Consider the following 20,808-nt stretch of genomic DNA (forward strand, 5'->3'; position numbering starts at 1 on the left):
AACCCGTTCTTTCATAAAGTTTTCGTAAAGATTTGGCGGAGAGCCCCATAAATATTTCTCGGTGCTGCGTGCTTCGGCGCCAGTGCCCGGAATATCCCCTATTACAGGTTATCCGTAATATTAACGCGCCTCATCCCGCACCGGGTTCGCGGCCTTCGCAGCCTTCGCGAGCTCAAAACGCACGGCACGCAACGCGGTCGCCGCCATCACGCGCACACCCACGCCAATCGCCTGCTCATTAGGAGCGTAGTCCCCCTGATGTAAGTCGTAGACAGGATCTTCCGGGGCGCGAGTTCCTAGGCGGAACATCGAGCCTGGAACCTCCTGCAGAATCCACGCGAAGTCTTCTCCACCCATTGATTGCTCAACCAACACGATGGACTCTTCGCCTAATTCGGCGCGCGCCGCGTTTTCCAACATGGTAGTTTCCGCGTCGGTATTGACGACCGGGGGCACACCACGAATATGCTCAACCCTCGCCTGCACGCCAAAGGGAACCGCGACCTGCTCAATTACCTCGTCCAGCAGGTTACCCGCCTGACGCCACACCTCAACATCCAGACATCTCATGGTGCCCGCCAAATAGCCTTCAGCGGGAATAGCGTTCGGGGCAACCCCGGCGCTCACCTGCCCCCACGCGACCAGCACGCCGGAACGCACATCGGTACGGCGCGTGAGCACGGAAGGAACCTGCACGGCAATCTGACTCATCGCGTAGATAAGGTCCTCAGTCAGATGCGGCCGAGAGGTATGACCACCATGACCACTCAGGTGAATCTTAATCGTGTCTGAAGCACTCGTAATCGCCCCGATGCGCGTGCCAATTTTCCCCAGTTCGACCTTCGGATCGCAATGCAGAGCAAAAGCACGCGGGATATTGCGTAAAAGACCTTGCTCAATCATCTGCACAGCCCCGCCCGGCAACTGTTCCTCGGCGGGCTGGAACAGGATACGCACGCTGCGCCCCAGTGGAGTCTTTTCGTTCAGCTCGTGAAGCGCTAAAGCAACCCCGAGCATGACGGTCTGGTGAATATCGTGCCCGCAGGCGTGCATCACCCCGGGTATGGTCGATGAATAAGGCAGATCCGTCTGTTCGACGATGGGAAGCGCATCAATATCGGCGCGAAGAGCTAAAGCAAACGGTCCGTTTCCGATATCAACGTAGCAGCCGGTGCCTTCGCAGGCGATAGGGTTCAGCCCTGCCTCACGCAGCGTCGTCATAATGCGTTCAGTCGTTTTCACCTCGCGGAATGAGAGCTCCGGGGTGCGGTGCACCTCGCGGCGGAATTCCACAAGGGTAGGCATCATGCGAGCCACCCAGTCGTCGAAGACAGGGGTCGAAAGATCGTAACGTGAGTTTGCAAAAACCATAGTTCGAGAATAGCGCGAATCCGCAGCCAGTACACACCTTCCGGCGGTCCTCTTACGTTCGTTGAAGTTTTTGTACGCGACGTGACGAATCATCGCGTTGTGTGGCCGGTTTATGACATTGTGACGGATTGTGACGAGACTGAAACCGCCGCCTGCAGACGCGGAAATTATCTAGCGAGCATCAGTTCGTCCTAATATCGCAAACAAAAATGTGGTGTGGGCACACCAACCTTGCGCCCACACCACATATCTTGTGTCTCTACGAGTTCTCCAACCGCTAGGCTTAGAGGGCTCGCGCCAAAATAGCCTGCTTGACCTCGGCAATAGCCTTAGTGATCTGAATGCCACGCGGGCAAGCCTCGGTGCAGTTGAAGGTTGTGCGGCAGCGCCACACACCTTCTTTATCGTTGAGGATTTCCAAGCGCAGATCCCCAGCGTCATCGCGCGAATCGAAGATAAAACGATGCGCATTCACGATGGCAGAAGGACCGAAGTACTGGCCGTCCGTCCAGAAAACGGGGCAAGAGGAGGTACAAGCCGCGCACAGAATACACTTTGTGGTGTCGTCGAATCGGGCACGTTCTTCCGCAGACTGCAAACGCTCACGTTCCGGTTCATTCGAGTCATTGATGAAGAAGGGCATGATCTCGCGGTACGCCTGGAAGAAAGGCTCCATATCGACAATCAGGTCCTTCTCGCAGGGAAGACCCTTAATCGGCTCAACGATAATGGGCTTGGTAATGTCCAAATCCTTGAGCAGGGTCTTGCACGCTAGGCGGTTACGTCCGTTGATGCGCATCGCATCCGACCCGCAGATACCGTGCGCGCAGGAACGACGGAATGAGACCGAGCCGTCGAGCTCCCACTTGATCTTATGCAATGCATCCAGCACGCGGTCGGTGCGGTACATGGTCAGATTGAAGTCATCCCAGTATGCTTTATCCGATACTTCGGGGTTGTAACGGCGCACGCGAATCGTCACGTCATAGGTGGGGATATTCCCGGAGTCTGAACCGGACATACCTTCAAAGAGCTTGACCGATTCCGGTTCGGGAGTTTCGTGTTCAGCCATTTTAGTACTTACGCTCCTTGGGCTCGTAGCGAGTGTAGACAACGGGCTTGGTATCAAAACGCAGACCCTGCACACCCTCAAACTCAGACTCGGGATCTAGATAAACCATCGAGTGCTTCATGAAGTTCACGTCGTCGCGCTTCGGGAAGTCCTCACGGTAGTGACCGCCTCGGGATTCCTGGCGGTGCAGTGCGCCCACCGACATCACCTTGGCGAGCTGTAGCAGGAAGCCAAGTTCAACGGCCTCCAACAGGTCAAGGTTGAAGCGCTTGCCTTTATCCTGAATCGAGATATTTGCGTAGCGCTTTTCGAGCTCGTCAATGGCGGCGAGAGCCTTGCGAATGGTTTCTTCGGTACGGAACACCTGCATATCGGCTTCCATTACACGCTGTAGCTCGGTGCGGATAGCGCCAACCTTTTCGGTGCCCTGACCGTCACGAATACCGTCGAGCATTGCGAGAGTGCGATCGGCAGCATCGTCCGGAACGGGCACGAATTCTGCGGAGGCGGCGTATTCTGCGGCGCGACGACCAGCACGCTTACCGAACACGTTAATGTCCAGGAGTGAGTTGGTTCCCAAACGGTTTGCACCGTGCACCGACACGCAAGCAACCTCACCGGCTGCATATAGTCCTGGAATAGTCTCTTCGCTGTTGCGGTACACCTCGGTATCGTTGTTCGTGGGAATACCGCCCATCGCATAGTGCGCGGTGGGGAACACCGGAATAGGCTGATGGTGCGGCTCAACTGCCAGGTAGGTACGCGCGAATTCGGTAATATCCGGCAGCTTCTCGTCGATATGCGCGGGTTCAAGGTGAGTGAGGTCTAAGAGCACATAGTCTTTATGCGGTCCACAGCCGCGACCTTCACGCACCTCGTTCGCCATTGCACGAGCCACGATATCGCGGGGAGCTAGGTCCTTAATGGTCGGTGCGTAACGTTCCATGAAACGCTCACCCTCGGAGTTACGCAGAATACCGCCCTCACCGCGGGCACCCTCGGTCACGAGAATACCCAGGCCCGCAAGGCCGGTCGGGTGGAACTGTACGAATTCCATATCCTCTAGGGGAAGACCTGCGCGCAGGGCGATCGCCATGCCGTCGCCGGTGAGGGTGTGCGCGTTTGAGGTGGTCTTGAAGATCTTGCCGCATCCGCCGGATGCGAAAATCACGGATTTCGATTGGAAAACGTGTACTTCTCCGGTTGCCAGGTCGTAGGAGACAACACCTGCAGGTCGGGGGTTTCCATTTTCGTCTTCTGACATAATGAGGTCGAGCACGTAGAACTCGTTGTAGAACTCGACATTGTGACGCACGCAGTTCTGGTAGAGGGTCTGCAGAATCATATGACCCGTGCGGTCGGCAGCGTAACATGCGCGACGCACGGCGGCTTTACCGTGATCGCGGGTATGCCCGCCAAAACGACGCTGATCGATGCGCCCCTCGGGGGTACGGTTGAAGGGAAGACCCATTTTTTCAAGGTCGAGCACGGCGTCAATGGCTTCTTTCGCCATAATCTCTGCCGCATCCTGATCGACAAGGTAGTCGCCGCCCTTGACGGTGTCAAAGGTATGCCATTCCCAGTTGTCTTCCTCAACGTTGGCTAAAGCGGCGCACATACCGCCCTGTGCCGCACCGGTGTGCGAGCGGGTGGGGTATAGCTTCGTCAGCACCGCGGTTCGTACGCGCTGCCCCGCCTCAATAGCGGCACGCATACCTGCGCCGCCGGCGCCAACAATCACTACATCGTACTTATGTACCTGCATGATGCTCTCTCTCGTATGTCAAAAATCTTTAGTGTTTTACCCTTAGTGGGCCGGGCAGAAGCTAGGCAGCAGATTAGCCGCCGCGCCCGAGGGGCAGGGATCAAAAGCAAAGATCGTGAGGGTTCCAACCAGCAGCACAAAAGCGGATGCTGCGAAGAGGATAATCTTCAGCCACACACGCACGCGATCCTTTTCGGCGTAATCGTCAATGACCACGCGGATGCCGTTGGTGCCGTGGAGCATAGCCAGCCACAGCAGCAGCAGATCCCAGATTTGCCAGAAGGGGTTTGCCCATTTACCGCCCACGAAACCGAAGTCGATCGCGTGAATGCCGTCCCCCACCATGAGGTTCACGAAGAGGTGCCCGAAAATAAGCACAACCAACACGACGCCAGACAAACGCATCCCCAGCCAGGCGAACATTTCAAAGTTGTTGCGCTTGCTGGAGGAGCGGTTGTATTTCACACCATCAATCTTGTTATCGCGCAGGCGAGGAACCGAAACGCGTGATTTGAGTGGAGTAGACATGGCTTAGTGACCTCCAAGGTGTGAGAAGACGATCGGCAGGTGGCGAGCCGCGAATCCTGCAACGGTAATTGCCCACAGGAACAGAACAACCCACAGAATCTTAATGTGCGGGTAGGTAGCCTTCTGGTTGATTTCGGGAGAACCGTCTTTGCCTTTGCTCATCACGTGCTCGACTTTGGCGTTAGTAGCTGTTCCCCAGAAGTCGATAAGAATAATGCGAATACCGTTGAAGGCGTGGTACACGATGGCTGCCACGAGCGCGGTCTCTCCCAGACCCATCACGGGGTTTTTGTAGAGACCGAGAACGCTATTGTATGCCTCGGGAGAGATACGGACAACGGCGGTATCAAGTACGTGAACCAGTAGGAAGAAGAATATAGCGATACCTGTCACACGATGAGCGACCCAAGACCACATGCCCCATCGGCCGCGGTACAGGGTCCCCTTTGAACTATTCAGCACTGAATAACCTCCTGTCGCCGCTGAGACGACGTCGGGGTCTGTGTGTTTAACCTCGGCGGGAAGCGCGCTCAGCAACTCCTGTGATTTCATATTGTTAGTTTCAAGATACCAGGTAATTCACAGGCTTATTGACACCTCGTCTCCTTATTTCACAAGAAACTACAAGGTTAATTACGAAATAGTTATTTTGCGATACCCCTCCGTGAGCTGAGTTCATGCGGAACTAACCTTTACCTAATGTGATGCATCTCTTGATATTTTTTATCTGAGACTTTCCTGGAAATCACTCTAAGAATTCGGCATATTACAAAAGCCCCCGGTATTCTGGAACTGATGAATACTGCATTAACCCGTTTCCGCCCGCTTATTCCAGCTGGCGGTGTTGGTTCGCGTTTGTGGCCGCTTTCGCGTGCTCAGGCGCCGAAGTTCCTTCTCGACCTCACAGACTCAGGTAAATCGCTCTTGCGTGATACTTACGACCGTCTCATTGATTTGAGCAACGGCTCCGTCATGGTCGTGACCGGCACTTCTCATGCCAACGCTGTAACCCAGCAGATTCCCGAATTACGAGCCTCCGACCTCGTCTTGGAGCCCTCCCCGAAGGATTCTGCAGCCGCTATTGGTTTAGCGTGCGCTATTATTCACGAGCGTGAACCGGATGCGATTATTGGCTCCTTTGCCGCTGATCACGTCATCAACCCCGTTGATGAATTTCAACGCGTGGTGACCGAGGCGGTTATCACGGCAGCTTCAGGAAAGATTGTCACCATCGGCATTACCCCCACCGAGCCGTCGAGCGCGTTCGGATATATCAGAGCGTGCACTCCACTGGGGCTTGCTCACGCACCGAACGCCCTTGCGGTCGAGTCTTTTGTTGAAAAACCCGATAGCGAAACCGCGCAAAAATACCTAGACTCCGGGGACTACACCTGGAATGCCGGCATGTTCGTGGCACCCGTATCCCTGATGCTGCAGCATCTCGAAAAGAACGAGCCCGAACTTTACACCGGAGTTATGAAGATCGCCAAGGCTTGGGATACTCCCGAGCGTGAGAGCATTATGGAACAGACTTGGGGCACTCTACCCAAGACCGCAATCGACTACGCCGTTGCTGAGCCCGCTGCTGCTGCTGGCGATGTTGCGATGGTCCCCGGCTCCTTCAGCTGGGACGACGTGGGAGACTTTGATGCCGTTGCCCGTCTTAACCAAGAGAAGCATGGTGAAGGCCTCACAATTCTCGGTGACGAAGACAATGTGATCAATCAAGGCTGCAGCGGCATTGTTGTCGCGAACAGCAACCGCAAAATCTCGGTGATTGGCCTTGAAGATATCGTGGTGGTTGATACCCCCGATGCGCTCCTCGTCGCACCGCGTGAGCAGGCTCAGGCTGTGAAAGACACAGTTGCCGAGCTCAAAGATCGCGGCTTGGCTGATCTTCTCTAAAAGCGGCCATCGTTTAAATAACCACGCCGTATGGCGTTTATAACATTCTCAACACTCACTCATCGGGTGGATCGGCATGATATTCATGCTGATCCACCCATTATTTATATCCCGACTCTTACTTATTCAATAATGATTCTCATGTGTGATAGTCTCTGTGTATGTCCAACACACGAAAATCATTTTTGATGTCACTAAGTTCACTCGGTCTCGTATCCTCCCTGCTCCTTGCAGGATGCGCAGGCGGCACATCCTCTGGCTCCTCAGAGCCTTCTGCAGGAGCATCCTCAGGGGATTCAAACGCAAGCGCCTCGCAGTCTCCCATCGTTGAAGGCAAAGGCGCGTCAACCCGCCTAGCCATCACTTATGACGGCGGTGTGATGGTGTACGACGGTAAAGATATGAAGCTTCTGCAGGATATTCACAAAGATGGTTTCCTGCGTCTGAACGATGCGGGTGATAACCGCCATCTGATCGTAGCCGACGGATCCAGCTACACCTTCCTCGACACCGGCGCATGGTCGGTAGCACACGGCGACCACTCACACTACTACACCACCGCTCCCAGCCTCTCGACGCTGTCGCTTCAGGCCGACCACACCGGGCATGTTATTGCCGATAACGGTAAGGTTGCGGCATTCGCAGACGGTACCGGTACCTTCGACGTATACGACCCCGCAAACCTGGTATCCAATAAACGCACGGCAACTAACCTTGAAACCAAGCAGATTAAGCTCCCCAATCCTCACCACGGATTCGCTATTCCTCTGCCGAATGACCAGTACCTCGTAGCAGTCGGGGATTCCAAAACCCGCACGGGCGCAGCCGTGGTAGACGCTAACGGTAAGACCATAACGGAGAACAAGGAATGCCCCGGTGTACACGGCGAAGCTATCGCGCGGGATAATACCTTCACGATCGGATGCACCGACGGCGTACTCATCTACCGGGACGGCACTTTCACGAAGGTGACAAACCCTCAAGATCCCTATTCACGCTCGGGCAACCAGGCAGGAACGGCGGACTCCCCTTACGTTCTGGCGGATTATAAGACGGATAAGGACGCAAAACTTGAGCGTCCCGAGAAGTTTGCCATCATTGATACGGTCGCCCGCACGCGAGAGGTATACTCACTCCCCAAAGGAGTCAGCTACACCTTCCGTTCCATGGGCCGTGGGCCTAACGGCGAGGCTCTGCTGCTTACCACGGACGGTAAGCTGCGTATCTACGACCCGGCAAACGGCACCGAACTTGGGTCTGTACAACTAATGAATACGTGGAGTGAGTCAGAAACTTGGCAGGATCCTCGCCCGGCATTGTGGGTAGACGGTAAAACCGCCTACGTGACCGACCCTGAGATGAAGAAGCTTCACGCGGTATCGCTGTCGGATGCTTCTCATCCAAAGACCCTCATGAGCATTGATCTGCCGCAGGTTCCTAATGAACTCAGCGGTGTCTCTTCCGCGAATGCGGCGCCCGTACCTGCGGACTCCCACTAGGAAGAAGTTAGAGAGCCCAAGCCCCGATACCTGAACCGGTATCGGGGCTTGCTCTGTAGGTATATATATTTAAGATTTTGGGGCACAGCTAAGACTTAAGAGATAGTGCTCCCAGAGGTTCCCAATCCGCGCCATCATAGGCATATACGTGCAGAGTATCTACCGTGAACGAGCGTTCTTGTTCCGTTAAATCGTCGAAGAGCCGATGCGCCTGCCGCACCTGATCCGGCGTCAAAGAACGCCCTAAGGTAATATGCGGAACGTAAGAGAAAGGCGATGCCCACTGCCCTAACTCCTGCACGCATGCACCATGAAGTTCAGCAAAAGTATCGGCGCCTAGAATAATATCCAAGTACTCCACCTCTGAGTTGGGACGGAAGGTGCACACTCCCCCAGCACAAGCCTGCACCGTACCAATTGCGGCGAGTGAATGCGCCAATACATCCGAACGCCAGTCGTTCTCATTCTGCTCGGTCAGCTCACTAACATACACGGTCACATGATTACTCAAATCAGTGGGAAGAGCCATACCGGTTCTCGTCTTCCAGTCCACAAGATGCTGCCCCAGCGGTCCGTTCACATGGGCGATCAGGCTCAAATAACGCTGCCCGGGGTGAAGAGTGGGCGATTCCTCAGTGTGTGATAGATTCTCGCAGGTGTTCTTAACAGTCACAGCGTACCTCCTTCGGTTTAGCCGCGCTGTGCGGGCAAAAAGCCCACTTTATCGTAGACATTCTCGATAGTAACGGTCGCTATTTCACGAGCTTTCTGAGCGCCCAGTGCCAGCAAGCGGTCGAGCTCGGCGGGGTCCGCCATAAGCTCTAGGGTACGTTCACGCAGGGGCGAAAGTTTCTCGACCACAACATCCGCCAAATCAACCTTGAGATGACCGTACATCTTGCCCTCATAACGTTTGACGAGAGAGTCGATGCTCTCGCCGGTCATCGCGGAATAGATCGAGAGCAGATTAGAGACGCCAGGTTTCGCCTCACGATCATAAGCAATAACGGAGCCGTCGTCGGTCACGGCAGACTTAATCTTCTTCACGGTCGCCTTCGGCTCATCCAAAAGTTTGATAAGGCCTTTATCGGAGGCGGCAGATTTCGACATCTTCGAGGTCGGATCCTGCAAATCATAAATCTTGGCGGTTTCCTTCACAATAATGGGTTCGGGCACCACGAAGGTTTCGCCAAAGCGCGAGTTGAACCGCTGCGCCAGGTTACGGGTAAGCTCTAGGTGCTGGCGCTGATCCTCTCCCACCGGTACGCCATCGACCTGGTACAGCAGAATATCAGCCGCCATCAGCACCGGGTAGGTGAATAACCCCACCGAGGCGTTATCGGCACCCTGCTTCTGCGATTTGTCCTTGAACTGGGTCATGCGTGAGGCCTCACCAAATCCCGTGAAACAATTCAGTACCCAGGCAAGCTGCGCGTGCTCGGGCACCTGCGACTGCACAAAGAACGGGGAACGCGCAGGGTCAATACCGGCGGCAATATACTGGGCAGCGGTCAGGCGGGTGCGTTCGCGCAGGGACTGTGGGTCTTGGGGCACGGTGATAGCGTGCATATCGGGAATAAAGAACAGGCACTCGTTGGCGGGGTCCTCCTGCAGGGCAACCCAGTTGTTCACCGCGCCAATATAGTTGCCCAAATGCATCGAATCTGCGGAAGGCTGCGCACCGGAGTAGACACGCACACGATCCAAAGACGCATTGGGAATGAGTGATTTATCCTGTTTCTTTTCGTCAGACATGATAGATACTTTCTTCAAGGGGCGCACGATGCGGACGGCCGGTTAGCCAGCGCATCCGGCATCTTATCGGCGGGTGAATTCTAGAACTGATAATCGACGACGAGCGGCGCATGATCGCTGAACCGTTCATCATAGGAGGCGGCACGATCGACCGTTGCTTCCACGGCTTTCGCGGCGAGCGCTGGGGTAGCCATATGGTAGTCGATACGCCACCCGGCGTCGTTATCGAAGGCTTTGCCGCGGTAGGACCACCAGGTATAGGGCCCGGGCACCTCACCTGCGAGTTTGCGCGCCACGTCTTCATAGCCAATTTCGCCAAAGAATTTATCGAAGTATGCGCGTTCTTCGGGCAGGAAACCGGCGCGTTTCTGGTTTGCCTTCCAGTTTTTAATGTCGAGCTCGGTGTGCCCCACATTGAGGTCTCCCACAATGAGCACGTGATCTGAGTGCTGAGCGAGTTCGGGCAGGCGCACGAGCATGCGGTCGAGAAAGCGGTACTTGTCATCCTGGCGGGGCGTACCAACCTCGCCGGAGTGCACGTAGGCGCTTACGACGGTCAGGGTTTCGCCGGTGGGCAGGGTGTAGTCCGCCTCAACCCAGCGGCCAGCGTCCGCGAAATAGTCTTCGCCGATCGTGGAACGGGTAGCGACAGGCTGGTTTTTCAGCAGTTCACCGTTCGCGTTGGGGCGCCTGCGGGTTGCCACCAATACCCCGGCGCGTCCTTTGGCGGCGGCTTCGGCGTGCAGAATATTCCAGTCGTCTTCGTTGAGAAGTTCGCGCACGATCTTATCGGGGGCACGAACCTCCTGCAGACAGAGAATATCAACGTCGCGGCCAGCGAGCCACGTGGCCATATCTTTCCTGTAGGCGGCACGAATACCGTTGACGTTCACGCTGGCGACGCGCAGAGTTTTAGCGGCGCGGCTCATTCTTCACCCCTCATTTCGTCGTTGACCATTCCCATCCCATTGGACGCTGTGGTGTTAATAGTATCTAAAGCCCGTTCTATCATGGCGCGAGATTCTTCGCTGTCGTCCGTGAGGTAGTTGGCAATTTCGCGTGACTGCACAAGCACGATCTGAAAGCTGTGGGCAAGTTTATCGGCGAGCATCGCATCCGATTCTTCGCGGTGGATGCGGCTAAATTCGGCACGATCCTGTTTGATGGATACCAGCACGATACGCACTAAGTAGACGGCGAGCGCCAGCCATCCAAGAATAAGGCCGGCCAGGATCCAACCGAGCACGCTGTTGGCGTTGAAAATTGCTAGAACGAGAAGAAGTACAAGGAGCCCAACGCCGATGCAGGACCCAACGATGGCTTTACGCACGGAGGCGTTATCGGAGTCGGCGGTGGTCACAGAATTTTGCTCGCGTGTGTGCATAACATCAATTATGCCAGGATAAATGCCTCGACATACACGTAGTGCAACGCTTTTAGGGCCGGATAGGCGTAAACTATCTGTGATGACTCATTCACTCAACTTTTCAGGTTCTGTCTCTAACTCGGGTTCCCACGAGGCACCCGAGGCTTCTGCACGTGGTTCTATGATGGAGAACGCTGAGGAACTTCACGACGATCCCACCATGCTCCCGCCGGTTCCTGGCCCTAAATATGAGCAAGTTATTCGCTACCTAGAACAAAAATATGTAATCCCGGGTTCTCCCGGAGATAAACTCCCGACTGAGCGCGCTATTCAGGAGAAGTTCAAGGTAAGCCGCCAGACGGTGCGCAATGCTATCAAGGCTCTACTGGAACGCGGACTTATCTATAACGTTCAGGGTTCTGGAACGTACGTTGCCGATCGTTCTCAGGGAAGCTACATTCCGCGGGTATGCTCGTTCGCCGAAGATATGGAGCGGCGCGGGCTGCAGGCTTCGACCAGAATGCTTTCAACCCAGTGGGTTGAGGTGACAGAAGAAATTTCACGTTATTTGAGTGTCACCATAGATTCTTCGGTGCTTTTGGTTAAGCGTCTGCGCTTGGCTGAGGGTGAGCCTATCGGTTTTGAGCTCGCCTATTTGGCGCCTGAGGTTGCAACATGCCTGCTTGAAACGATGGCCTCTGGCGGTTCACGCAAAGATCCTCACGACCATTGCGAGTACACAATCGAACACGGCATGATGCGCATGGAAGCAACCCTGATGACCGAGGCGGATGCGGAAGCCTTCAATCATCTGCCAACCGTGGGTGCCGCCGCGTTCAAGGTGACCACCACCAGCTATACCTCGCAGGGTTCACCCGTTGAGCACAGCGTGACGCTCTATAAAGGGGATGCCTATTTTTACGAGATGCTGCTGTAAAAAACTCCACAACAGGCATAAGACGTGCGATAACAGTGCCCGAGTGCGACAACAATATGCACCCGGGCATTGTCGTACCTAGAGTGTTTCATAATGGCGCGCGGTTATCCTCAGAGCCTTCTCACGTGCTGCGGCACGGAACGTTGAGCTGACGGCCAGGCTAGTTCTTCGCTGCCTGACGTTCTGCGGTCTCCACAACGTTAACCAGCAGCTCCGCGCGGGTCATGGGGCCCACACCGCCGGGGTTCGGGGACACCCAAGATGCCTTCGCGGCCGCCTCAGGAGAAACATCGCCGAAGAGTTTCTTCTTACCGGTTTCGGGGTCTTCGGCACGGGAGACGCCCACGTCCAGCAGAATTGCGCCATCCTTCACCTGATCCGCCTTGAGCACATGCGGCACACCCACGGCGGCGACAATCACATCCGCCTGGCGCAGAACCTCGTCAAGGTTCTGGGTACCGGTATGCGCCAAGGTCGCGGTTGCGTTGATCTCACGGCGGGTCAACAGCAGCCCTAGAGGACGACCCACAGTAATACCGCGACCGAGCACCACCACATTCTTACCGTTCCAGTCGATGCCGTGGCGTTTCACCAGCTCAATCACGCCGTTCGGGGTGCACGGCAGGGGTGAATCCAAAGGCTCCGAAACGTTCAGCACCAGCTTGCCAAGGTTAGTGGGGTGCAAACCGTCAGCGTCCTTCTCAGGCGCGATCTTCTCCAAAATACGGTTAGTATCAAGGTGCTTGGGCAAGGGAAGCTGCACAATATAGCTCGTGCAGGCAGGGTCGTGATTGAGCTTATCAATCTCAGCTTCAAGCTCTTCCTGGGTAATATCGGCAGGCAGATCCACACGGATCGAGTTAATGCCAATCTCCGCGCAGTCGCGGTGTTTAGCGCCTACATAGGAGTGTGAGGCGGGATCATCTCCCACGAGTACCGTTCCCAAACCGGGGGTAATGCCCCGTGCCTTGAGCGCCTCAACGCGCTCAGTCAGCTCGGATTTAATGGCGGCTGCGGTTGCCTTACCATCAAGAATCTGCGGCATAGCAGTTTTTCCTTTCTGTTCATGTCACGGATTCATCCGTGAGAGGTTTACACTGGGCAAAAGACCCCGCAGACGCTTCATAAAGCGTACAACGGGGTCTTCATAAGTTTTACCAGCTCTCACTTCCCACATAGAGCGGGTACTTACCGCAGAGCTTATTCACGCGCTCACGCAAGGCGGCGATATCGTGCTGCGGCAACAGTACCGAAGCGATAATATCGGCGACCTCGGTAAAGCCTTCGGCGTCGAAACCGCGGGTTGCCAGGGCCGAGGTACCGATGCGCAGCCCGGAGGTCACCATCGGCGGGCGGGGATCGTTCGGCACCGCGTTGCGGTTAACGGTAATACCCGCATCGTGCAGCAGGTCTTCAGCCTCTTTACCGGTGAGCTCGTGGTGGCGCAGATCGACCAGTACCAGGTGAACGTCGGTACCATCGGTGGCGATGGAAACACCCGCATCGCGCATATCCTGGTGGGTTAGGCGCTCTGCCAGGATGCGCGCTCCCTCAATCGTGCGTTTCTGACGGTCTTTGAATTCCTCGGTCGCGGCAACCTTGAACGCGGTCGCTTTCGCGGCAATCACGTGCATGAGCGGCCCACCCTGCTGCCCAGGGAATACAGCCGAGTCGATCTTTTTCTTGAGCTCTTCGGTGCACAGGATAAACCCGGAGCGGGGTCCACCTAAGGTCTTATGCACGGTCGAGGAAACCACGTGGGCGTGCGGCACCGGATTGGGGTGCAAACCCGCCGCCACCAGACCGGCAAAATGGGCCATATCAACCCACAGGTAGGCACCAACTTCATCGGCAATCTCACGGAATTTCGCGAAATCCAGTTGACGGGGGTACGCCGACCATCCAGCAATAATAACCTTGGGACGCTCCGCAAGTGCGAGCTGCCGAACCTGTTCCATATCGATCCGACCGTCTTCGCCTACCTCGTAGGCAACAACCTCGTAGAGCTTACCCGAGACGTTCAGCTTCATACCGTGCGAGAGGTGCCCACCGTGAGCCAGCGAAAGACCCATGATCTTCTCACCGGGGGTCAGCAGGGCGTGCATGACGGCGTTATTCGCCTGGGCACCGGAGTGAGGCTGTACGTTGGCGTGTTCGGCACCGAAGAGTTCCTTGACCCGTTTAATAGCCAACTCTTCGACAATATCGACGAATTCGCAGCCACCATAGTAGCGGCGGCCCGGGTAGCCTTCCGCATATTTATTGGTCAGCACTGACCCCTGCCCCTGGAGTACGGCACGCGGCACGAAGTTTTCGGAGGCGATCATTTCCAGGGTGTTTTGTTGGCGCTTACGTTCCAGATCGAGTGCTTCGGCGACCTCGGGGTCAAGCTCCGCGAGGGGAGCCTCAAGCACGGTTCGAGTCTGCTCGGTCATACCACTCCTCAAAGTGTGAATCTGCATAAAATGTGATGAGAGCTTATGATGTGACTCTCATCTTACCGTATAGGTTAGCGCCTGCACAGATATGACGCCCACCGTATGAGACGCCATACCAAGGGCTCTTTGGCATGTTCGCGGCGATCCTTGCAGCGAGTTTTCCATGCCGAACCGTGAGTATTGCCCCGAAAGATGCAGACACGCGCAGGCGGCGCATCTACACCGGGTTATTCCTGGGTCAAAATAGCGGTTGCATACGCGAAATAGGCTTCACGGTTTTCTTTCCCGAGAAGCTGAGTCTGCACCACATACCCGCTAAGCACCGAAAGCACCGCTGCACCCATGACGTTGAGCCACTGCTCAAGTTCCTCAGTGGTTACATCGAGTTCATGTTCGCCCCAGGCACGGTAGCGTTCCATCGCCATGGCGCGCAGCTGATCCATCTGCTCCCCCACTACGGCGTTGATAGCGGGCATTGAGACGGCCTCGCCCCAGGTGGCGAGCAGAAAGCGGCGGGTTTTTGCCGTGTCAAGAATCTTCAAGAACCCCAGAACATAATCCCACGGAGAATCCGCACGCACTTTCTCAAAGGGAGCCATGTCAAGGCGTGCGGCCTCTACCATGATCTCTTCTTTCGAGGAAAAGTGGTTGTAGATAGCTCCTGCGGAGAGCCCGGTGGCGGCAATAATCTCATTCATCGAGGTCTTTTGATACCCGCCTTTAATAAAGCATTCACGGGCGACATCGACAATCTGTATACGCCTGTTCTTTTTGTATTCTTCACTGACTTTAGGCACGTCTTAATCCTATCGAATATTTACCCCGTATGCGTGCCAACCCAACCCGTGCACACCATAAGTTTTGCAGACGGATTGGGTTGGCAATATTCACCGTGCACCAGCCTATCTAGCTGGCGCATTCGGTTGTTGAGACAATGCCGGAATTTAGTGGAAGAAGTGGCGGGTTCCAGTCAGGTACATGGTGACGCCCGCATCCTTTGCTGCCTGAATCACTTCGTCATCACGGATCGAGCCGCCGGGGTGCACGACCGCACGGATACCGGCGGCGAGAAGAACCTGCAGGCCGTCCGCGAAGGGGAAGAAAGCGTCGGATGCGGCAACCGCACCGCGGGCGCGCTCATGACCTTCTCCGCCGAGTGTATTGGCGCGCTCAACCGAGAGTTTGCACGAATCTACACGGTTAACCTGCCCCATACCGATACCCACGGCGGCACCGTTATTGGCGAGCATAATCGCGTTCGATTTAGGGGCACGCAGGGCACGCCACGCGAACTCAAGGTCACGCAGAGTGGCTTCGTCGGCAGGTTCACCGGCGACCAGCTGCCAATTCTGCGGGTTATCACCCTCGGCGTTAAGACGGTCGGCTTCCTGGAAGAGCGCACCGCCAGAAATCGAACGGTACTCGATAGCCTCACGCCCGAACCCGTCGGGAAGCACCAGCAGGCGCAGATTTTTCTTGGTTTCCAGGATTTCGAGGGCTTCCGGCTCGTATCCGGGTGCCACAATAACCTCGGTGAAAATATCTTTAACGGCCTGCGCCATATCCTTGGTGACCGGGCGGTTCGCGGCAATCACGCCACCATAGGCGGACAGCGGATCGCAAGCATGGGCCTTAGCATACGCATCGGCAATCGGGTCTGCGGCGCCAGGGCTTGCAATTGCAATACCGCAGGGGTTGTTGTGCTTGATGATGGCGACCGCAGGCTCATCAAAATCATAGGCGGCACGCAGGGCAGCATCGGCGTCCACATAGTTGTTGTAGCTCATCGCCTTGCCGTGAATCTGCTCAGCCTGGGCGATACCGGGGACTGCTGCGGGGTCTACATACAGAGCCGCGCGCTGATGCGGGTTCTCGCCGTAGCGCAGGGTCTCGCTGCGTTCAAAGCCCAAACCAGCGTATGGAGGCCAGAAGTTAGCGTCTTCATCCTGCTGGAACTGCGCGGCGGTCCAGGTAGCGACGGCGGTATCGTAAGCGGCGGTATGGGCGAAGGCACCGGCGGCCAGACGGCGGCGTTCCTCCAGAGAGAACCCGCCATCCTGGGCGGCGGTCACGGTGCGTTCATAGTCTTTGGGGTCTACCACGATGGCGACCGCATCGTGATTCTTCGCGGCGGCACGCACCATTGAGGGACCGCCGATATCGATTTTCTCGATAATAGCGTCTTGGTCGGCGCCGGATGCCACGGTCTCTGCGAAGGGGTACAGGTTCACAACCACCAGGTCAAAGGGCTCAACGTCGAGTTCGTTGAGGGTATCGATATGCTCCTGTTTGCGGCGATCCGCCAAAATACCGGCGTGGATGCGCGGGTGCAGGGTCTTCACGCGGCCCTCCAGGCACTCGGGAAAGTCGGTAACCTCGGTAACTTCGGTGACGGGCACACCGGCGGCGGCGATCGTGGATGCGGTCGAACCGGTAGACACCAGCTTCACGCCTGCCTCGTGCAGACCGCGGGCGAACTCCACCAGATTAGTCTTGTCGTACACGGAAATGAGGGCGCGGCGCAGGGGCAGACGATCGAGCTTCTTCATAGACACTAATTACTCCGTTGCTTCTTGCTCGGTGAATGGGTGGTACCCCATGGCGGGGTTTTAATACTGCCCGCATGCACCGGGATGCGGCGCCGTGCGGGCAGGAAGTTCTAGGGGTTTTGAGTTTTGGGGAGGGCAGCGAATTCTGCAAGGGTCCGCACCAAAAGCTGACGTTCCTGCACCTTGATGCGCTCATGCAGGCTTTCTTCGGTGTCACCGTCCTCGACGGGCACCGCAGCCTGGGCGATAATCGTGCCGGTATCAACCCCGGAATCCACGAAATGAACCGTCAGCCCGGTGATTTTAACGCCGTGGGCGAGCGCATCCCGCACACCGTGTGCCCCGGGGAATGAGGGCAGCAACGCGGGGTGAGTGTTGATAATCCGGTTCTCGAAGCGGGCGACCAGCTGCGCATCCACAATGCGCATGAACCCGGCGAATACAACGTAATCGGGGGTGTAGGAGGCGATTTTCTCTTCGAGAGCGCGGTTCCATTGCTCGCGGTCCGCATAGTCTGTCGGTTCGATCAGAAAGGTTTCAACCCCGGCTGCGGCGGCTCGGTCAAGGCCGGTACAGGGCTTATCTGCGCCTACGGCGGCGATCTCTGCGTTTAGCTCGTCAGCCTTCACGGCATCGAGAATAGCTTGCAGGTTAGTACCGGATCCAGAGACCATTATCACAATTCGCACAGCAATAGTTTAGCGCATCACATAGCGGCTGGGTAGCACCTATGCCACGGGCACCGCACCAGAAATTCTGTAGTTAAGCCAATTCCGAAACGATAAGCTAACGCCCCTCCCCCAGTCCAGATTTTCAGAGTTTCACGGTGATTCTCGTGACCGCAGACCGCCGTAGGGAGGTACCCTTAACCTATGTCAAATATGCCCCCGTCGTACCCCCAAGTGCCGCCGCAGCAACCGATGCCGCCTGCGCCGAAGCGTCCGCAGCTCACTCCCGAAGAACGCCGCCGCAAGCTGATGCGCAGTTTATGGCTGTTGCTTGCGGGTTCTATGCTGACCCTATCGGGAACCCCCTTCTTGCTGAGCCCCTTCCCCCTGTTTCTTCTGCTTTTTGTCTTGGTATTTCTGGGGATTGGGCTGACCATTATGGCGATAGTGCGTAATGCCCAAGGGCGGGGGCCGTGGATTCTCTACGTTGCCGCGGGGCTAAGTCTTCTTTTTGCGGGGTGGACGCTTCTTTCGGGGCTTGTCATGGCGTTGAACCCGGATGCGCAAAACTATCGGCAGTGTTACTCCCACGCGCTGACGGATACCGATATGAAGCAGTGTCAAGAATCCTTCGACCATGCAGTGCGCGCCAATACTTCTGTGTCGATTGGCGAACCTGCCCCTTAATCTCTTCTTGGGGGAGCTTTTCAAATAATTGTGCCGAGTGAATCTTATGGATTCACTCGGCACAATTGCTATATTCCGCTGTACTCCCAGCCCTCTAGGTGTTCCCGATATATCGACATATTGGGCGCGAAAGTTATTTCTTCCTCTTCTTCTGCGAGGAATCCTGCCCCGTGGCGGGTTCTTCCTCCGAAGATTCATCCTCGGTCGATTCAGGGGTTCCGAAGATAACAGCCATCGCCTGAGTGGGCGTGAGCTGACGCTTCTCCTGAACGGTAGTCTCGTGCGACTGCGCCGAACCTTCCGTACTCTCCTGATCGGATGCGGGTGATGCGGCAACCGGGCGCGGCACACCAAAACGCTTATACCCGGACTCGTGAAACTCCGCTGATGATGAGGCTTTCTGCGACCCAGACTCCCCTGTACGAGCGCTCTGCTCTCGTGTTTCCCGATCGCCCTTAGTATCATCACCATTACCGGAGGTTTCGGGGCGGGGAACGCGGTTAAAGACCGGTTTCCCCGGGGCTTTCTCACGTTTGCCGGGCTTGACCGTGCGCGGCGCATCCTCGGTACCCCCACCGGATTTCTCAGAGGTATCAAGCTCTACGGTGGGTTCATCCGCTCCCGCCAGCTCGATGGTTTGTTCGTCAGATGCCGCAGCCTTCGAGTCTGCAGCTTCAGCGGAACCATCTTCACGCAAGGATTCTTGCTCCGTTTTGATACCTAAACTATGCGCTCGCTGCGCCTCTTCCTGCTCGGCAAATTTATTGAGTTCTGCACGGCGGGCATGCACCTGTTTGACGCGTTCACGCCGCTGCTGAGCCCGCTCACGCGCCTGCTCTTCACGTTCTTGTGCCTCGCGTTCCTGCTCATCATTCCTGAGCTGTTCACGCTCCGCCCGCGCCGCGCGGCGCTGCTGCAGCATCTCGCTCATGCGACTGCCCAGATTGGGACGTTCATCGGCAAAACGCGGCAGCTCACGACTGCTGTCGGGCAGAAGCACATGGCACAGCAGGTTACCCAACGCAGTACCCGCACCCAGGGTTATTGCGGTCGCCACGGCAAAAGCTGCGGGCGATGCGCCTACCTCAGTAAAACGCCCCACACCCAACGATCCGCTGGAAATCCAACCCAAAATATAAGCCCACACGCCACAGAGCACGCCCACCAGCGAACCCAACACGAGCGAAGAAAGCGGCAACGCAATCACTCGGTAACGTACCTTCATGGTGATCCACTCATCCACGTGGTCTTCACCTTCACGCAAGAACCACCAACCGGCAACGGCTCCGGCGCCCAGCGAAACCGCCAGACCCGCATACCCGATCCAGCCCAGGCTCTCAGGGATAGCACCCAGCACCGGAAAGAGCGGAAGATCGCCCATCGTCGTCTGCGACCAGCCCACATGCGTATCCACGCCGAACGCAAACCCGGCGCCGGTAGTCCACGACATCGCGTAGATCACCAAGTTCGGAAGGTAACCCAGCTGCAGCAGGGTCACCGCGAGCGCCCCCACCGGCCCGGCGTGAAGTTCCTGGTAGATTGTTGCGATCTGCGACCAGCGCATCATCATGGCAACCACCAGCACCAGAGCACCGCCCATAATGAGCGAGAAAATCGCCACCATGGAGGCACGCACAATCGACCACACATAGGAGCTCGCCCACCGCGAGTACTGGCTCATCTGCGAAATCTGTTCAGCGGTGTTCACGCCCACCATACGGGCGAGCGAACGCGATTCATAGTAGCCGCCCCAGATCAGCCCGACCAGCACCACGATCTGTGGAATCAACGCCGCACCAACAATACCCAGCAGATGCCGTTCGGTGCTCGCCCATGCAAAGGCGACGGCAGCAAAAATACCGTAGGCGGCGCACCCTAATAGTACGGGTTTGAAGAATTCCCCCTCATAGGATGCGCGCGCCAGTTTCCGCCCAGACCTAAAGCATAAGAGCACCGGAATAATGCTCAGCCCCATGGGCACCAGTGTGAGCATGCCGTGCGGCAAGATAATACCGAAAGCATTCGGAATATTCAGCGGCACACCGTGCATGAGCAGCCACAGGTGGGAGGCAAGAGTTGCGAGCGCGGGAAAATCCATACGGTTAAAACCGTTGGTAAACCACACCGCCATGAGCAGAACGAGCACAAGCCCGAAAGAAAGCGCGGCGGTAAAAACTAATTCAACGATGCCCTGCAGCCAGAGTGGCATAGGGGCAGAATACCGGGATGTAGAAGAGCTACTTTTCATCGTTCTTCCATCATGCCATG

At 56.3% G+C, this 20,808-nt stretch carries 19 protein-coding genes; 4 read left to right on the plus strand and 15 right to left on the minus strand.

Annotation, left to right across the window (positions count from 1 at the left end; translation table 11 throughout):
- Positions 1-120: 120 nt before the first annotated feature.
- The 5 genes from HMPREF2554_RS02220 to sdhC form a co-directional block, all read right to left on the minus strand.
- Positions 121-1,371 (minus strand): amidohydrolase, encoded by a 1,251-nt coding sequence (locus HMPREF2554_RS02220; RefSeq protein WP_041321697.1) that lies wholly within the window; start codon positions 1,369-1,371, stop codon positions 121-123.
- A gap of 283 nt (positions 1,372-1,654) precedes the next feature.
- Complete coding sequence (locus HMPREF2554_RS02225; RefSeq protein WP_013398564.1) at positions 1,655-2,443, minus strand: succinate dehydrogenase iron-sulfur subunit; 789 nt, start codon at positions 2,441-2,443, stop codon at positions 1,655-1,657.
- Between the two features lies 1 nt (position 2,444).
- The gene (gene sdhA, locus HMPREF2554_RS02230) at positions 2,445-4,208 is read right to left on the minus strand and encodes a succinate dehydrogenase flavoprotein subunit (RefSeq protein WP_070553790.1); all 1,764 of its coding nucleotides are present in this window, start codon (positions 4,206-4,208) and stop codon (positions 2,445-2,447) included.
- A gap of 42 nt (positions 4,209-4,250) precedes the next feature.
- On the minus strand, positions 4,251-4,736 hold the full coding sequence (locus tag HMPREF2554_RS02235; protein ID WP_013398562.1) for a succinate dehydrogenase hydrophobic membrane anchor subunit: 486 nt from the start codon (positions 4,734-4,736) through the stop codon (positions 4,251-4,253).
- Between the two features lie 3 nt (positions 4,737-4,739).
- On the minus strand, positions 4,740-5,198 hold the full coding sequence (gene sdhC, locus HMPREF2554_RS02240; RefSeq protein WP_037231971.1) for a succinate dehydrogenase, cytochrome b556 subunit: 459 nt from the start codon (positions 5,196-5,198) through the stop codon (positions 4,740-4,742).
- 333 nt (positions 5,199-5,531) lie between these two features.
- Between sdhC and HMPREF2554_RS02245 the strand changes: the two genes are divergently transcribed.
- Complete coding sequence (locus tag HMPREF2554_RS02245; protein WP_070553793.1) at positions 5,532-6,641, plus strand: mannose-1-phosphate guanylyltransferase; 1,110 nt, start codon at positions 5,532-5,534, stop codon at positions 6,639-6,641.
- A gap of 188 nt (positions 6,642-6,829) precedes the next feature.
- The gene (locus HMPREF2554_RS02250; RefSeq protein ID WP_371326179.1) at positions 6,830-8,140 is read left to right on the plus strand and encodes a hypothetical protein; all 1,311 of its coding nucleotides are present in this window, start codon (positions 6,830-6,832) and stop codon (positions 8,138-8,140) included.
- Positions 8,141-8,228: 88 nt separating this feature from the next.
- Here the strand turns inward: HMPREF2554_RS02250 and HMPREF2554_RS02255 are convergent, their stop codons facing one another.
- The 4 genes from HMPREF2554_RS02255 to HMPREF2554_RS02270 all read right to left on the minus strand — a co-directional run bounded on the left by HMPREF2554_RS02255 (position 8,229) and on the right by HMPREF2554_RS02270 (position 11,279).
- Positions 8,229-8,813, minus strand: coding sequence for a 2'-5' RNA ligase family protein (locus HMPREF2554_RS02255; protein ID WP_070553797.1), 585 nt, complete (start codon positions 8,811-8,813; stop codon positions 8,229-8,231).
- 17 nt (positions 8,814-8,830) lie between these two features.
- Positions 8,831-9,895, minus strand: a complete 1,065-nt coding sequence (gene trpS, locus HMPREF2554_RS02260; protein WP_070553799.1) for a tryptophan--tRNA ligase — start codon at positions 9,893-9,895, stop codon at positions 8,831-8,833.
- Between the two features lie 80 nt (positions 9,896-9,975).
- Complete coding sequence (locus HMPREF2554_RS02265; RefSeq protein WP_070553801.1) at positions 9,976-10,824, minus strand: exodeoxyribonuclease III; 849 nt, start codon at positions 10,822-10,824, stop codon at positions 9,976-9,978.
- Positions 10,821-11,279 carry a hypothetical protein gene (locus tag HMPREF2554_RS02270; protein WP_013398555.1) on the minus strand — a complete coding sequence of 153 codons (459 nt, stop codon included), beginning with the start codon at positions 11,277-11,279 and terminating at the stop codon, positions 10,821-10,823. Before HMPREF2554_RS02270 ends, HMPREF2554_RS02265 begins: the two co-directional genes overlap by 4 nt.
- Positions 11,280-11,361: 82 nt before the next feature.
- On the opposite strand from HMPREF2554_RS02270, the gene HMPREF2554_RS02275 reads away from it, so the two are divergent.
- Positions 11,362-12,198 carry a GntR family transcriptional regulator gene (locus HMPREF2554_RS02275; RefSeq protein ID WP_238382446.1) on the plus strand — a complete coding sequence of 279 codons (837 nt, stop codon included), beginning with the start codon at positions 11,362-11,364 and terminating at the stop codon, positions 12,196-12,198.
- Between the two features lie 160 nt (positions 12,199-12,358).
- Here the strand turns inward: HMPREF2554_RS02275 and HMPREF2554_RS02280 are convergent, their stop codons facing one another.
- The 5 genes from HMPREF2554_RS02280 to purN all read right to left on the minus strand — a co-directional run bounded on the left by HMPREF2554_RS02280 (position 12,359) and on the right by purN (position 17,859).
- Positions 12,359-13,243 carry a bifunctional methylenetetrahydrofolate dehydrogenase/methenyltetrahydrofolate cyclohydrolase gene (locus tag HMPREF2554_RS02280; RefSeq protein WP_013398553.1) on the minus strand — a complete coding sequence of 295 codons (885 nt, stop codon included), beginning with the start codon at positions 13,241-13,243 and terminating at the stop codon, positions 12,359-12,361.
- Between the two features lie 109 nt (positions 13,244-13,352).
- A complete protein-coding gene (gene glyA, locus HMPREF2554_RS02285; RefSeq protein WP_041321696.1) occupies positions 13,353-14,633 on the minus strand; it encodes a serine hydroxymethyltransferase in 1,281 nt (426 codons plus the stop codon).
- Between the two features lie 230 nt (positions 14,634-14,863).
- Entirely contained in the window at positions 14,864-15,433 is a 570-nt protein-coding gene (locus HMPREF2554_RS02290; RefSeq protein WP_070553803.1) for a TetR/AcrR family transcriptional regulator, read from the minus strand.
- A 147-nt stretch (positions 15,434-15,580) separates the two neighbouring features.
- Positions 15,581-17,185, minus strand: coding sequence for a bifunctional phosphoribosylaminoimidazolecarboxamide formyltransferase/IMP cyclohydrolase (gene purH, locus HMPREF2554_RS02295; RefSeq protein WP_070553860.1), 1,605 nt, complete (start codon positions 17,183-17,185; stop codon positions 15,581-15,583).
- 110 nt (positions 17,186-17,295) lie between these two features.
- Positions 17,296-17,859: a phosphoribosylglycinamide formyltransferase gene (gene purN / locus HMPREF2554_RS02300; protein ID WP_070553805.1), complete on the minus strand. Its 564-nt coding sequence runs from the start codon at positions 17,857-17,859 to the stop codon at positions 17,296-17,298.
- A gap of 198 nt (positions 17,860-18,057) precedes the next feature.
- On the opposite strand from purN, the gene HMPREF2554_RS02305 reads away from it, so the two are divergent.
- Positions 18,058-18,540: a hypothetical protein gene (locus HMPREF2554_RS02305; RefSeq protein WP_246825974.1), complete on the plus strand. Its 483-nt coding sequence runs from the start codon at positions 18,058-18,060 to the stop codon at positions 18,538-18,540.
- 133 nt (positions 18,541-18,673) lie between these two features.
- Here HMPREF2554_RS02305 and HMPREF2554_RS02310 read toward each other — a convergent pair whose 3' ends face one another.
- Positions 18,674-20,788, minus strand: coding sequence for a cell division protein PerM (locus HMPREF2554_RS02310; RefSeq protein ID WP_070553807.1), 2,115 nt, complete (start codon positions 20,786-20,788; stop codon positions 18,674-18,676).
- Positions 20,789-20,808 lie beyond the last annotated feature (20 nt).

Source organism: Rothia sp. HMSC071F11 (genome assembly GCF_001809115.1).
Classification (GTDB): Bacteria; Actinomycetota; Actinomycetes; order Actinomycetales; family Micrococcaceae; genus Rothia; species Rothia dentocariosa.

Excerpts from the sequence above, each read along its gene's own strand:
- HMPREF2554_RS02220 (WP_041321697.1), bottom strand. The coding sequence starts at position 1,371 with ATGGTTTTTGCAAACTCACGTTACGATCTTTCGACCCCTGTCTTCGAC.
- HMPREF2554_RS02225 (WP_013398564.1), bottom strand. The coding sequence starts at position 2,443 with ATGGCTGAACACGAAACTCCCGAACCGGAATCGGTCAAGCTCTTTGAA.
- sdhA (WP_070553790.1), bottom strand. The coding sequence starts at position 4,208 with ATGCAGGTACATAAGTACGATGTAGTGATTGTTGGCGCCGGCGGCGCA.
- HMPREF2554_RS02235 (WP_013398562.1), bottom strand. The coding sequence starts at position 4,736 with ATGTCTACTCCACTCAAATCACGCGTTTCGGTTCCTCGCCTGCGCGAT.
- HMPREF2554_RS02245 (WP_070553793.1), top strand. The coding sequence starts at position 5,532 with ATGAATACTGCATTAACCCGTTTCCGCCCGCTTATTCCAGCTGGCGGT.
- HMPREF2554_RS02250 (WP_371326179.1), top strand. The coding sequence starts at position 6,830 with ATGTCACTAAGTTCACTCGGTCTCGTATCCTCCCTGCTCCTTGCAGGA.
- trpS (WP_070553799.1), bottom strand. The coding sequence starts at position 9,895 with ATGTCTGACGAAAAGAAACAGGATAAATCACTCATTCCCAATGCGTCT.
- HMPREF2554_RS02265 (WP_070553801.1), bottom strand. The coding sequence starts at position 10,824 with ATGAGCCGCGCCGCTAAAACTCTGCGCGTCGCCAGCGTGAACGTCAAC.
- HMPREF2554_RS02270 (WP_013398555.1), bottom strand. The coding sequence starts at position 11,279 with ATGCACACACGCGAGCAAAATTCTGTGACCACCGCCGACTCCGATAAC.
- HMPREF2554_RS02275 (WP_238382446.1), top strand. The coding sequence starts at position 11,362 with ATGACTCATTCACTCAACTTTTCAGGTTCTGTCTCTAACTCGGGTTCC.
- HMPREF2554_RS02280 (WP_013398553.1), bottom strand. The coding sequence starts at position 13,243 with ATGCCGCAGATTCTTGATGGTAAGGCAACCGCAGCCGCCATTAAATCC.
- glyA (WP_041321696.1), bottom strand. The coding sequence starts at position 14,633 with ATGACCGAGCAGACTCGAACCGTGCTTGAGGCTCCCCTCGCGGAGCTT.
- purH (WP_070553860.1), bottom strand. The coding sequence starts at position 17,185 with ATGAAGAAGCTCGATCGTCTGCCCCTGCGCCGCGCCCTCATTTCCGTG.
- purN (WP_070553805.1), bottom strand. The coding sequence starts at position 17,859 with ATGGTCTCTGGATCCGGTACTAACCTGCAAGCTATTCTCGATGCCGTG.
- HMPREF2554_RS02305 (WP_246825974.1), top strand. The coding sequence starts at position 18,058 with ATGTCAAATATGCCCCCGTCGTACCCCCAAGTGCCGCCGCAGCAACCG.
- HMPREF2554_RS02310 (WP_070553807.1), bottom strand. The coding sequence starts at position 20,788 with ATGAAAAGTAGCTCTTCTACATCCCGGTATTCTGCCCCTATGCCACTC.